At 44.4% G+C, this 14,432-nt stretch carries 9 protein-coding genes and 1 pseudogene; 6 read left to right on the forward strand and 4 right to left on the reverse strand.

Annotated features, from left to right (window positions below):
• Positions 1-12: 12 nt before the first annotated feature.
• The 4 genes and pseudogenes from R7044_RS09425 to aspT form a co-directional block, all read right to left on the reverse strand.
• A complete protein-coding gene (locus R7044_RS09425) occupies positions 13-1,182 on the reverse strand; it encodes a patatin-like phospholipase family protein (protein ID WP_017634571.1) in 1,170 nt (389 codons plus the stop codon).
• 210 nt (positions 1,183-1,392) lie between these two features.
• A pseudogene (pdxY, locus tag R7044_RS09430) lies at positions 1,393-2,249 on the reverse strand (pyridoxal kinase PdxY).
• Between the two features lie 125 nt (positions 2,250-2,374).
• The gene (locus tag R7044_RS09435; RefSeq protein ID WP_213915347.1) at positions 2,375-3,970 is read right to left on the reverse strand and encodes a bifunctional aspartate transaminase/aspartate 4-decarboxylase; all 1,596 of its coding nucleotides are present in this window, start codon (positions 3,968-3,970) and stop codon (positions 2,375-2,377) included.
• 95 nt (positions 3,971-4,065) lie between these two features.
• On the reverse strand, positions 4,066-5,781 hold the full coding sequence (gene aspT / locus R7044_RS09440; RefSeq protein WP_042523827.1) for an aspartate-alanine antiporter: 1,716 nt from the start codon (positions 5,779-5,781) through the stop codon (positions 4,066-4,068).
• A gap of 426 nt (positions 5,782-6,207) precedes the next feature.
• Here aspT and R7044_RS09445 point away from each other — a divergent pair, with 426 nt between their 5' ends.
• From R7044_RS09445 to R7044_RS09470, 6 genes are all read left to right on the forward strand, one after another.
• Positions 6,208-6,420 carry a DUF1656 domain-containing protein gene (locus R7044_RS09445; protein ID WP_005377106.1) on the forward strand — a complete coding sequence of 71 codons (213 nt, stop codon included), beginning with the start codon at positions 6,208-6,210 and terminating at the stop codon, positions 6,418-6,420.
• A 10-nt stretch (positions 6,421-6,430) separates the two neighbouring features.
• On the forward strand, positions 6,431-7,294 hold the full coding sequence (locus R7044_RS09450; protein ID WP_005377105.1) for an HlyD family secretion protein: 864 nt from the start codon (positions 6,431-6,433) through the stop codon (positions 7,292-7,294).
• Positions 7,295-7,307: 13 nt separating this feature from the next.
• Positions 7,308-8,663: an FUSC family protein gene (locus R7044_RS09455; RefSeq protein WP_225455496.1), complete on the forward strand. Its 1,356-nt coding sequence runs from the start codon at positions 7,308-7,310 to the stop codon at positions 8,661-8,663.
• Positions 8,664-8,965: 302 nt separating this feature from the next.
• Entirely contained in the window at positions 8,966-10,621 is a 1,656-nt protein-coding gene (locus R7044_RS09460) for a hypothetical protein (RefSeq protein WP_225455497.1), read from the forward strand.
• Positions 10,622-10,831: 210 nt separating this feature from the next.
• Complete coding sequence (locus R7044_RS09465; protein WP_225455498.1) at positions 10,832-12,871, forward strand: carboxylesterase family protein; 2,040 nt, start codon at positions 10,832-10,834, stop codon at positions 12,869-12,871.
• Between the two features lie 101 nt (positions 12,872-12,972).
• Positions 12,973-14,424 carry a phospholipase D family protein gene (locus tag R7044_RS09470; RefSeq protein WP_225455499.1) on the forward strand — a complete coding sequence of 484 codons (1,452 nt, stop codon included), beginning with the start codon at positions 12,973-12,975 and terminating at the stop codon, positions 14,422-14,424.
• Positions 14,425-14,432 lie beyond the last annotated feature (8 nt).

Below are 14,432 nucleotides of genomic sequence, written 5' to 3' on the forward strand. Positions count from 1 at the left end.
CGTTTTCCTGTATTAAGGGAGTTCAGTTACCCAAAGTTGCCCTTGGGTGGCTTTTTTGAATCCATATTCGTAAATCGTCAGCAAGTAGCGGTGATCGAACATATCTTTCGTTACTTTGGCGTATCTAAAATCTTGATCAATATAGGTAAACTGCATCTCGATATCGTTGATTTCACTGATGTATTTCATTCGATAGAGATCACCACGAGTTTGCGCTAGCGTAAGGCTTGAGACACTTTTCGATACCAAGTCCAAACCTTTGTCTTTTAGTGGACGATACGGCGCTTTTAACGCACCATTGCGAATCACATCCAACTGAGGCGCTTTTTCTAACCCCAAAGCATCTGAGATTTGTTGATAGTTGAAGTTAGACGGATTAAAGAACACCTGCGCTGCGAGACCACCATCTACGTGTAACTCCTCAAGAGTTTCTCCATCATGTTCAACATCGATAAATTGTGGAGGGAAAACACCAGGGATCGATGCGCTCGCAGCAAGCACCTTGTAAATCAGTTCAGATTTGTCCGCTAAATCACTGTTCGCAATCGCACCAATATTCCAAATCACCAGTTCGCCTGAATCAAAATGGGTACTGCCAATAAAGAGGCGTTTACCATTGCGGTGTTGCTGCGCCATCGCCTCGATCATGGGCTCAGGGTAAGCGTCTGCGATGAAATCATAGAGGTTCTCACCATCGGTAAACGCGTCCTTAAACAGGGTATTTAAGAAGTTCTTCTTACCCAAAATATTCTTATCATTGATGTTGAGCATGACTTCTTTCATCTTTGGCATCGCATCACCGCCAATGAAAACAAAAGGAGCGATTAGGGCACCAGCACTGACTCCAGTAATGATGGCATAATCTTTTAGCTCCCCCTTTTCCTGTAGCCCCATCAAAACGCCGGCCCCGTATGCGCCGTTTACGCCACCACCCGATAAGGCCAAAATATTGAGCTGTTCACCTTCTACTTTGATCGGTGTGGTTTGATTGTGCGCTGAGTAGAGAAAATCCGGCGCTTCATTGGCCCACATTCGAAGTGGCTCATTTGGTGTCGAACTCGCGATCTCGACATCTTTATAGTTGCTTTGAGAAACACGAACATCCAGCGTATGAGGTGAACTACAAGCTACTATCAGCAGCGAAAGTGCAACCGTCACACCAGAGGAAATTAAACGATTCATAATCAGTCTCATTTAATGTTCTCTGGCGTATGACCAGAGACTCAGTTTGAAGTTAATTGGGTCAAAATGAAGTCCGTTTCGTTGTGTGGAGTTACTATAGCTAGGCACGGCTAAACCCCATAATCGCGATTGTAGGATGCTATCCATCAAAGCAATTATGCCAAGTTTCTATATGCTAACTTTACGCTTCTCCGTTAATTAGGTACTGCGCTAAGCAATTTTCACGACGTTGAACTCATGCGTCGGTTCGACAAATTCGTATTGGGCATTGATCGTCTGTAGCTCCCATGTGCATAGCCTTTGGTGATCTCCAATACACCGTAAACGGCGTTATGTGTATGACGAAAGGCTGCGACAGGAGACATCTTCTTCACCAAACAAGAGGTAAAAATCGCAGAAATTAAATCACCGACACCGACTGGCTGCATAGCAAATTCAACACTAGGGCGTTGGGCCAAATAGCTTGCTTTCGGCGTCGCTAAAATCATACTGAAGGCGTCATCTGTTAGAGCATGCAGATGTTTCACCAATACCATTTTCGGTCCTAACTCTAAGGCTTTTTTACATGCAGTGACCGCATCATAAAGAGAGTCAATTTTCACACCTGTTAACTCGCTCAGTTCAAACTGGTTAGGAACAATCACATCAGCGATGGGCAACAAGCTATGGCTTATCGCTTCTTTGACACCGTCTGCCACAATGCAACCTTTGTCTGGATCACCCATAACTGGGTCACACACATAAAGTGCACTATGGTTACGCGATTTGACTAAACTTACCGCTTCGGCCACCGCTCGACATTGCTCTGCGCTGCCTTGATAACCGGACAGTATCGCGCCACATTCGCCTAACTTCTCAATGTTATCTAAGCCTCTCATTAGAGAATGAATTTCATCTGCCCCAAACTTCTGTCCAGTCCAACCTTGCTGGTACTGAGTGTGATTTGAAAACTGAACCGTGTGAATTGGCCAGACTTCGAGGCCCATTCTCTGCATCGGGAAGACGGCAGAACTGTTTCCTGCGTGGCCATAAACCACATGAGATTGAATAGAAATAATGCTTTTCATAAGTCACTCTTAATTGAGAAGTTTGTTAGCTTGGCGACTAAATAAACACAATATTGCGCACTGTGCTTATTTGGTCGGAATAGCCTCGACAACGCCGAGGCTTATTCTTAATCAGGTTGGATTCATTAGCCTTTGAACTCAGCAAAGTACTCATCCAACACTTTGCGTGTTGCACGACCGATAAGCTCGTATTCGTGGTGAGTAAGGTTTGCTAGCGAAACTCGAACTGATGCATGCACTACATCGAAGCCTTGGCCTGGAAGTAGGATAACGCCGGTTTCATGTGCAAGGCGGAACAGGAAGTCTTTGCCTTTCTCGCTCGCTTTGAACCATTCAACGAATGCTGGTCCGTACAATTTGCCGCCCAGAGTGTCGAGCTCAAGCAGTGTGTAGTAGTCCACACGATCTTTGTTTTCTTCAATTTCTACACCCATGTTTTTGTACAGAGTTTTGTAACGCTCGCGGATGATGCGTTTACATGCTTCTTTGTAGTTTTGTTCCGAGTCCATCAAGCAGTTCAAAGAGAACAGCGCCATTTGAACTTGTTGAGGAAGAGACAAACCTGCTGTGTGGTTAAGCGCTACGCTGCGGCTGTCTGCTACGATACGGTCAATAAACTTAATCTCACGAGGTTCCGGAGTCAGTGTTTTGTAACGATCGTCCAACTCAAGTTGAAGCGCTTCAGGAAGGCTGCGCATTGCATCGTCAAACACGTTGTTGTGTTGAATCGCAATCGAGCCTAAACGCCAGCCTGTTGCACCGAAGTACTTCGAGAACGAGTAAACACAAAGCGTGTTGTATGGCAGTTTCGCGAACAGTGAGACAAAGTCGTCCGCGAATGTGCCGTATACATCGTCAGTCACAATGAACAGGTCGCTGCGTTCGTTGTTCACAAAATTTGATAGGTTATCCAGAGTCTCATCCGAGAACTTCACAGACGCTGGGTTTGCTGGGTTCACGACACAAAGCAGTTTGATGCCTGTATCTGCAAGCTTTTCGATTTCAGACATCGGCAGCTGCCATGTTGTCTCATCCAAACGTAGTTCAACGATTTCCAGTTCGTATTCACTCAGTTCTGGAATTTCTAGGTACGGCGTAAAGATTGGAGTGATTAGCGCGACCTTGTCACCTTTCTTCAACAGACCGTTGTTGAACATAGTTTGGAACGTGTACGTCATAGACGCTGTGCCGCCTTCCGTTGCAAACAGATCGAAGTCTGTTGTCATTGGCATTGGGCCGTACATCTCTTCTGCGATGTACTGCTTCACAACGGTTTCGATGTTCGTCAACATACGTGGTGGCACTGGGTAGTTACATGCAAGGTATGCATTAACCAGTTCATTCAAGAAAGCTTGCTTCTCTAGACCCAAACGGTCTTTTGCGTAGCTCAGCGACTTTTCTAAGAACTGCACACCTTGGTCTTTCTTATTGTCGCTTGCAAACGTGTCAAAGCGTTCAACAATGCCCACACCATCTGGAATGCCACCGAAACCACCATCTAGGTATGAATAAGTGCGCTCGGCTTCCAATATTGCGAACTCACCCAAACGAATGAACGCTTTACGCGGTAGTGTCGCAAGAAAATTAGGATTACCACGACCTGCATCTAATAAAGCGCGGTCAGGAACAGTTTGTGCCACTTCAATAAGTTTATCTTTTAATTCAAATGGGCTTAAATCTGCAAATTTTGAAAAATCAATTGTTGTATTTTGCGTAGTCATAATATTTACCTGAATTTATTATTTAGTAAAATTTGGATAATACTTCCCCTACCGCCTATTTAATTAGGCGATAAGAGTGTTCGAATTTATTTAAATTACATGCCTGCGTTTAAAGTAATAATGCCGACAATAATTGGACCCCATAGGGTAAGCAGTACATTGGCGACTGCATAAGTCACGGTGAATGAGAATACTGGTGTTGCATTACCTGTTTTTTCCATTAAAGCCGCAAATGCTGGGTTCGCACTTCGTCCACCTGTCACACAGCCAAGTGCTTCAACTGGATTCTTAATCTTCAATACAAAATATGAGAAGAAGAACGAAATAATCTGAGGGATAATCGTTACACCCATGCCAAGGAACAACAGAGACATACCGTGTTCTTTGATGGTGTCGACCGCTTGAGGCCCAGCCTCAAGGCCAACAATGCCCACAAATGCTGCCAAACCGAAATCTCGAATAAAGTTCGCGGCCCCCACAGGAAACTGAGCAACATGCGGATTGCGGCTACGCAACCAACCCACAATCAAACCTGAGATCAAACAACCTGCACCAGAACCGATAGTGACGGGAATACCAGCAATCTTAAAACTGATTAGACCAATTAATAGACCCACCACCATGCCCATACCAAGCACGACTAAGTCAGTCACGTTTGCTGAGCCCATTCGCTGACCAATGTTTTTCTCAACGCGATTGATGTCTTTTGCGGTACCTGTAAGCTGGATGACGTCATTTTTCTTCACCACAAGATCCGGCGTCATTTCAATTGAGTTGCCTTCACGAATATAGTCTGTCACATAAATACCGCGCATAGAGCCTTGGTTCGAAGCCTCTTTAATCTCTTGCAGCGACTTACCAATCAGTTTGCGGTTGTCTGCGATCAGTTGACGGTTTTCTTCAATAACTTCATAGCCTTCTGGAAGTGCAATCTCGTTGTCAGCCAAACCATCTTGCAGCTGATGTACTGCATTACGGCGACCTGTTACAACAATGACATCCCCTTCTTTCAGTGCTGTGAATTTGTCCACGTCTAGCACTTTGCCATCGCGTTGAATCAATTCAATACAAGCAGCCAGAGCGTGTTGGTTTAACTGGGCTAAGGTTTTGCCTGCTAGCCCACCATCTTTGCTCACTTTAAATGCTCGTGTAACCAGCGCTGTGACAGCGTTGAACTCACCCGGCGCTAAATCACGCTTACCATTTGAATTTTTCTCTTCTAGCGCAATCGCTTCTGCTCGGATATCCCACTTCATCAGTGTTGGGAATACCCATGTCACCATCAGAATTGGACCAAGCGAACCAAAGATGTACGTAACTGCGTAGCCTACTGCGACGTTGGTCTGCATTAGGTGCTTCGCTTCTTCTGTCACACCACCAAGACGTGCGATCGCATCACCCGCTGTACCGATGATTGCCGATTGAGTCAAACCACCAGCTGCAAGGCCTGCTGCCGTACCTCTGTCTAGATCAAACATCCAAGCTGCTGCTAGTACACAAAGCAGGCCAGACACCGTCATCACTACAGCAGAAAGTAGAATGTTGATGGTTCTAAAGTTCAATGCTTTGAAGAACTGCGCACCACCTTGATACCCTACTGCGTAAATAAAGAGCGCAAAGAAAATGCTTTTTACGCCGGGATCAATATGAACACCAAATTGCCCAATAATTACACCCATTAATAATGTTCCGGCAACACCGCCAAGAACAAATCGACCAATGGTAATTTTACCAACCATATAACCGAGAGAGAGCGTAATAAAGAGAGCAACAAATGGTGCCATGTCAAAAAGATTAGAAATAATTTCCATGACAATTTTACTCTTACTAATAAATATAAAACTCAAATAATCTAACGAATAATCTGTCACTCATATTTGTTGGATTATTTAATTTAAAAAGCATCTCGTTTGCTTCGAAGCGAATATTAGGAACAAAACCTCACAACTCGTAATCCCATTTGAAGGATGAAACCATCACTTCGCATATTCAAAAGCAAAAATCGATCAATAATTGTCGAAAATTTAATAACTTAGCGTTCTGCAATGAACACCAGATAAATCGCAAAATAATTTTATTTTTGTTTTCGCGCTTCAAAAAGCGGTTTGGTTGCATCATTCCCTCTATATAGCGCATAACACCTTTCGTTTGATGGATTAGATCCTCCAAAAGCGATTATCACGGATGCCATCATTTGCCTTATCTTTCCATTCATCAAGTTAATAGAGAAAAACACCATGAACTCAATGCCACATGAACTTGTGTGGGGCGAAGTTTACTTCCCACCCTTGTTGCTGGTTATTGCATTGGCTTACATGCTCACCATTTTGGTCGGAACCGTTGCTACAAAACTGGGACTCCACAAATACGTTGCATTTCCTGCACTCGCAGAGCTAAGCCTAATTGTGATTTTTACTGGCGTTATTGGTCGATTCATTACGATATTTTGAGGCAAATTCCGTGATAAAACGTTATCTCATCACACTGCTACTACTGTGTTCCGCTGGCACCGTGATTTTCAGCTACTACCAATCATACTCTGACAACCCTTGGACTAGAGATGGCCAAGTTAGCGCGCACATCGTTTCTATAACCCCCCGCGTAACAGGACAAATCATCCAAGTCTACGTTGAAGACAATTCGCAAGTGAAACAAGGCGATTTGCTGTTTGAGATTGACCCAAGCATCTATAAAGCGGCGTACCACAAAGCGCTAGCAGCTCAAAAGCAAGCCATTGCATTACTAGCAAAGGCCAAAAATGAAGAGCAGCGAGCACTTAAGTTAGAAAAGCGCACACCTGGCGCCGTACCTGTACTGACATTGAATAACCTAGACAATGCAGTGGAGACAGCCGTTGCCAACGTAGAACTCGCGAAAGCCAATGTTGAAGAAGCCAAGCTAAACCTTGATTACACAAAAGTTTATGCGCCAACGAATGGTTATATAACTAATTTGAACTTACGCGTCGGCTCTCAAGTCGTCGCTAACTCTCCAGTCGTGGCTTTGATTGATGAAGACAGCTTTTGGATCGAAGGATATTTCAAAGAAACGGATTTAGTTGGCGTTGATCCACAAGATAAAGCCTACGTGACCTTAATGATGCACAATGAAGCTGTGCTGGAAGGAAAAATCAAAAGCATTGGCTACGGCATTGCGAAGCAAGATGGTAGTACTGGTAACGATCTTTTGCCCAATGTGAACCCTAACTTTCAGTGGATACGCTTAGCTCAACGCATTCCAATTAAAGTTAAATTAGATCACTTACCGAAAGATTTTCAACTACGTGTTGGTATGACGGCCTCTATCAAAATCATCAAACAATAATGCGGTGGAATGTATGTTTAATGCCTCAACCAAAGAAGCAATCAAAGCTGCGCTGTCTATCGTTATCGCGATCTGCCTTGCCTTATGGTTTCAATGGGAGAAACCGTATTGGGCAGCGATCGCAGTCGCGGTAATGGCATTAAATGAAAGCTTCGCTCACTCAATAAACAAAGGTCATAATCGCTTATTAGGAACCCTCCTTGGCATCGGTTATGCCTTTTTCCTCATCACGACGTTTTCTCAAGATCGCTTTTTGTTTCTCACCTTCTTCACCTTGTTTTTAGGTGCGTGCATTTTTATGTCGAGCGACGAAAAGTATGGTTATGTGTTCTCTATCGGTTTTGCTGTGTGCTCCATCATCGCATGTATGGGAGGATTTGATAGTCAAGCAACGTTCCACTTCGCTGTTCTTCGCATGCAAGAGACTATTCTTGGTGTGATCACGTTTTCTGTTGTGTACCGATTAGTCTGGCCAGTCAGTACAGAACAAAACTTCATTCAACGTTTTGAGACCAGCAGAGAGGCGATGCTTAACGCTATGAAATCGCCCAATGATACAGATATTGAAGCTCTTGAGACCAACAGCGCCAACATAGAAAAGTTATTCCAACTGGTCGGCTTACCACTTACTGGCAGCTACCACTTGAAAGAACATCGTCAGCTATGGCGTGCGCGTTTAAATGAGATGGCACAAATCCAAGACCGATTGCTAGAACAAGCAGATCAATCGCAAAGTCGTGAGATCGATTGGCCAACGCTAACGCAGCAACTTCAAAGCTTTGATATTAAAAATCCAAGTACGTCTCTCATCGGTCACGTTGCTTGTGTCATGCAAAGAGAGAAAAACACAGTTTGGCATCACGAGCATCGAACGTTTATCCAGCATTTGAATGAAGACGGCAGAAAGGTATTGCAAGGTGTATCCATGTTCGTCACTTCTTTGTTGATCTGGATTTATCTGCCCGTACCCGGAGGTTTCATTTTTCCGATGCTAGCTGGCGTGTTCTCTTCAATCGTTCCTACTATGCCACCAAGCATTATTAAAGATGCATTTTTTGGTGTGATAGGCACTGGCACGGTGATTCTATTGCAATACATTTTCCTAATGCCAATGATGACCGAGCTTTGGCAGCTTGGGCTATTCTACTTCATCAACATCATCGTGATTTGGAAGGTATTTTCCACACCAAAGCTGATGGTACACAGAATTCTAGGTATTAACTTATTGGTTGTCTTGACATCAGGAGCGCTCAATTTAACCCCAGCGTATCGAATTGAAACGCCCTTGCTGATGCTGGTAAACATTATGATTATTTTGATGATTGCCAAGTTGTTTACTGATCTGTTTCGTGTTCGCGTTACGGTCTAAGCGTCACCTCCGTTCTTGAAACTAAAGCCCTGCATTGCTTCTGCTCTGCGGGGCTGTTTGTTTGTGAGCTAGCCATTATTCCTCCGTAACCCATAAAGCGAGGATAGTATCCATCAAAAGCGATTAACGGAATCTCTCTTCACCTCATAAAATCCTCTCATTGATTCACGAAATGCAATCGAAAACTCTGCATTCACAACGTCAATCACAGCAAACACATCTATCTAACTGAACAAGAAGTTCAGTGACACATTAACTGTCTGAGTCTCGAAGGTTTGAGACTATTCAGAGTGGAAACTGTCATGAATTTTTTTGAATTACGCGCCGGCAAGACGTCTTCTCTTACTGTGCTCGTGAGCGCACTAATGCTTACTACCCCCACTTTTGGCTTCGCCGCTGAAGAGACGACGACCTACAACGAAGTAATCGAGCAAGGCCGAGCGCTGTTCGACAAATACGGTATCAGTCATGATTTACCAAAACTGGCCATCAGCTCTCTAGTTCAAGGCGAGCATTTGGTCGAGCATGCCCACCGAAGTGTTAAAATCGGTGATAGCGTTCGCGATTCGTCCGTCTACTTGGTTAAGAACACCGATAACAAAGGCAACATTGATCTGCGTATCAAGTACAACCCTGAACAACTCGATGAAAATGAAAAAGTACTTGATGAGATCGAAGCTTTCACACGAACAGAATACCGCCTTCGAAACTACGCGGAGAGTTTTGATCCGTCATCAGTAAGAGCAAAAGAGGATCAGAACGGTAATGTGATCATCAGCTTCAATTACTCAAAATACGGTCTTCCTCAAGATATCGCCTACTTCCGCTTTTTAAGCGTTGATATTGAGTTGGTTAATGGTGAACCGAAACGTATGGTCATTACCAGCGATAAACCGTTCACACATCACAACTACCAAGTGGATTCTTACGATCAAGAGATCCTCTTCCAGAAGTTAACATCAGGCAAAATTGCGATTGCCAGTAAAAACACCAAGATAGTTGGTTCAAAGAAAAATAAACCCCTCGAAATGATGAGCAGCGTAAAACCGGTAGCGATTTATGAAGATAAGCTTGGCGTGCAAGTACTAGACGAAAAACGCTTGAATGAGGTCTCTGATCCACGCATGCAAGAAGCCAGTGTTAAGCTAGACCGCGTTTTTCCTTTAATGGGTGATATGGTTCGTCGTCAAGGTATCGATTTGCCTCTGCCGTTTGGTGTGTCGCTAGCGTATCGAAATCAAGATATGAATATTCCATTTAATGATTTCACGATTGAAGGTATCGGCCTTAATGAACTGTTTGATCCAGAAGACAGTGTCGGCATCGTCAGTGCTGAGAGCATGACGCTTCGTGGCGATGTAAACATCCTGCCATTTTGGAATGTATTTGGTTACATCGGAAAAGTTAATGTCGATGCCAATGTTGATGCCTCCTACACGGGTGAAGGTGGCCAGTACATAAAAGATAAGCTGAACGATAAACTGCCAGGATTAGGTGATAAGTTTTGCGATGGTTTATCTGCACTTTGTAGTCGCGGACGCTTAGACGTGCCGTTGCATTTGGAATATGACCTTCGAGGTATAGGTACAACCCTTTCGGTTGGCTATAAAGAATTCTTTGCTTCTGTCACTGGTACCTATTCGCAAACTCGCTTAAAGGGCTTAGATGATTGGGGCGATGGTATTGTTACTGTGCAGCCGATGTTGGGTTATCAACTTGTCGATTATCGCACGCAGTTCTTTGTCGGAGCAGAATATCAAGGACTGGACGCTCGAATGGACGGGCATGTAAAAAGTGGTGATATCGAATTCGATTACGACATTGGTGTAGATCTTAATCAATGGGCGTTTTTGACTGGTTTCAATAAGCAAATCGGCAAAAACTACAACCTGACCTTTCTCTATAACAAAGGGGAAACTCGAGAGTCAGTAACCTTAAATCTTGGTTACCGTTTCTAGCTCTCATAAAGAGCCCGCCCCTAGACGATGGTAGGACTGCATCCTACAAAGGCGATTACTGAAACTGTCGCCGATGTCCTACCATTTGAGCCATCAATACAACAAGCCATCCAACCATTCACGGATTAATGCCAAAGCGTCAGGACGTCGCTTGTTAGATGCCGTTTAACATTTTCGGTGCACGCACCAAATGACTTTTTGGACATAACAATGACTTTACTCAATCGCTCAACTTTAGCCATTACCATCACTCTTGCCTTAGCAGCTTGCAGTGATGACTCTGGTAAACCTAGCGTTCCTAACAGCCCGAAGCCACTACAACCCTTACCACCAGAGCAAATCGCTTTGGAAATTGGCGATGCAACCATTCAAGCGACCAAAGAGTCCCTTGTCATCACACCCCTTGATGCGGATGAAAAACTGGCAGCGGTAGAGGCGTTCAAAGGTATCCAATTTGCGCAAGCAGACCGCTTTCAACACAGCATTGTGGCCCCACTTGAAGGCGATATTGATGCGACTCAGTTCGGTGATGCGTGTCCGCAGTTAAAAACAACGACACAAACGCAGTCAGAAGATTGTTTGAACCTAAACATTTGGCGACCAGCCGGGACAGAAGCGTACGCAGATTTGCCAGTTTATGTCTTTATTCACGGCGGTGACTTTGAATACGGCGCGGGCTCAGAACCGTTGATTCATGGTGATATGGTGGTTGCACAAGGTGCTGACGATGGTAACCCGTTTATTGCTGTTACTTTTAACTATCGCTTGGGCTTGTTGGGCAGTGTTTGGGTTGATGGTTTGGACAACCCTGAAGGCGGTAACTTTGGCCTAGGCGATCAAAAACACGCGCTTGAATGGGTTCAACAAAACATAGAGGCATTCGGCGGTAATCCCCAAAACGTGACACTCATGGGTCAAGGTGCGGGAGCCATGTCAGTGGGAGTTTTACAGCAATCAAAAGGCGATGCAGCAATCGCAGGTGAGCACTTTCAACGTGCCATCATGCAAAGCAACGCTTACGGCTTTGAATATAAAAGTTACGATGTAGCCAAGAGCCAAAGACCAGAGCAAAGCGTTGAAGATCTTGCGTTACTGCCACTTGAAGAGGTTATGAAGGTACAGAGCGAGATGCTTGACCCTATTCAACGTCTTAAGAACTGGGTACTGACCGCCGCGAATATTCCGGTTATAAGCCCAACACGCGACAACAGCCCATTAGCTACGTTGATGCCATTTTCGCCTTACATCGAGCATCGCCCACCAGCGTTTCTAGTGAAAGAAGTACCGGGCTATCACTTTACTGAACAAGCGATTGAGAGTGAATGGATCGTACCGACGGTAATTGGCTCAAACAGTGCAGAAAGCAATACTCTGGGCATGCTGCCGAGCCTGACATTTTTGATCCCAACTATTATTGAAATCTTGAGCCAAGAAGCGCCAGAAATCATTGAAAGTGGTGACGAAACCTTAATCGTCGAATACATGGTTGAGTGGCTAGAATCGGAAACGAACTTAAACCGTTTACGTGCTGAATATCGTTCATTACTCAGCGATTCAGCTTCAATTGAACTCGATCTTTCTGACTTATTTGAACTGCTACCTAGCACCGCTTATGAGGCGATGACTAAGTTGTTCTTCGGTTTGGGGAACTCCGATTCAACCACGGAGTTACTTGCTCTGACTGACTTCTTCCCTAACGATGAAAGCGAACTGAATGGCGCGGCCAAAAACATGCAGCAATTCAAAACCACGTTGCATGATTTGCTCTTCACGGGTCCAAACCGTCATAAAGCTTCAATTGAAGAAGCAACAGGAGCGACGCCAAGCTTCTACTACTTTGACTACAAACCTGGATTCAACGTATGGACTTACAACACCAAAGGTGAAAATGGCGATCTCGACGTTGGTGATTTACTCAAAAGCATCAGTTGTATTGTGGGCGCTTGTAATGCATCTGAATTACCATTTGTGTTTAATAAAGCATTAAAGCTTGATGGTTCAAGTGTTCGCCCAGGTAGCAAAGACAAAGCAATGATGAACGAGCTCTCTCGTATGTGGTTTAACGAACGTTTATTTGAAGACTTCCAATACAACAGCGCGACTGATCGAGTATTGCTGATCGATAACGATGGCGGTATTCAATCCACACAAGACTGGGACAATGCTCATCACTCAGGCATCGATCCAAAACTGCGCCAAGGTCGCCTCAACGGTCTCGAGGAACTTGGGCTGATTCTTAGCCACATGTAACTTCATCCTCAGCCACTCAAAACTCGTTACCGAATACCTAAAAGCCAGTTCGCTGGCTTTTTTCATCCTTATTCCTTGAACATAATTAGGAAGGTTTACTCATGTTTCCTAACGCCCTCCGTGCTCTGCTACTCTTTATCTTCGGCGCGCTGTTGGTTGGCTGTGCTCAGCCCTACCCACAAGTTGAACCGGATTTTGAAGCCAATTGGCAAACTACTCAGCATCAAGCCGAAGTTTACTTAATTCCTAACGCTCCAGAAGCCTTTGCTCGTCGCGTTGAACTGGTAAGAAACGCTCAGCAAAGCATCGATATGACTTACTTTTCTTGGGAGAGTGACACGCTTGGTTTGATGCTACTCAATGAACTCAAACAAGCAGCAGATCGAGGCGTGCAAATTCGACTCACTCTCGATGATTTATTGGTGTTTAACGAGAAATGGCTTGCTGATCTCAGCGCTCACGACAACATTCAAATTCGTTTATTCAATCCGTTTGATTCACGTAAGTCAGGTTGGATTGGTCGCGCCGTCAACTTCTCTACTCACCAACAACGTTTGGACAATCGTCTGCACGAGAAGTACTTCAACGTCGACCATCAATGGATGATTCTAGGTGGACGTAACATTGGCGACGACTATTTTGGTTACAGCCGCAAAGCCAACTTCTTTGATATGGATGTCTTGTTCAAAGGCAGCATTATTCGAGCGTTCGACAAAAACTACCAACAGCTTTGGGACAGCGAGCATGTTACGCCAATAGAAAACATCGTTAACGTTACCCCAAACTATTCCGCGTTTACTAAAGCGCTTAATAAAGGTGAGAAAGACAAAAGCATCATTCTGGCTGAAGTTGAAAAACAGGTAAAACAACTGATCAGTCCCGACTTCATTGCTACGCAAGTCACCCCCGTTTTCGACTCATTAGACAAGTTAGAAAACAACAAACCCTACTTTAGAAAACGTGTAGAACACCAAGTTTGGCAACAAATAACCACTGCATCCAAAGCAGTGATATCAACGCCTTATGTGGTACCGAGTGATGGTGAATTTGCCTTTATTGATACCTTGATGGAGCAAAAAGCGGACATCACGTTAATGACGAACTCGTCTGCCTCTAATGATTCTGGCTTTATTCCGGCTTATTACGAGGAGCATCGCCAAACCCTGTTAGATAAGGGCGTTCATATACTTGAGTACAAAAACCAAGCGAACAATGATGACCATTACTTCCATGAGGATACTTATTATCACAACAAGACGGTGATACTCGATGATCGGCTGACTTATATCGGCTCATCAAACTTCGACCCAAGATCGGATTTCCTCAATGTGGAATTTGGTGTGTTGGTCCAAAGCGAAGCCTTTGCAGAACATGTCATGCACTACTTAACTCGACAACAAGATGAACTGTTTTGGCGAGTATCTCGAGATGGACAAGGCCAAACTCAGTGGCAATCAATGAATGAGATCCATACTAAGAATCCAAACTATGGTGGATGGCATAAGGCGCCTAACTGGATATTCAAGAAACTGAATGGTGAGTTCGAACTCTAAACAATCAA

The organism is Vibrio sp. 1402 (assembly GCF_033340275.1).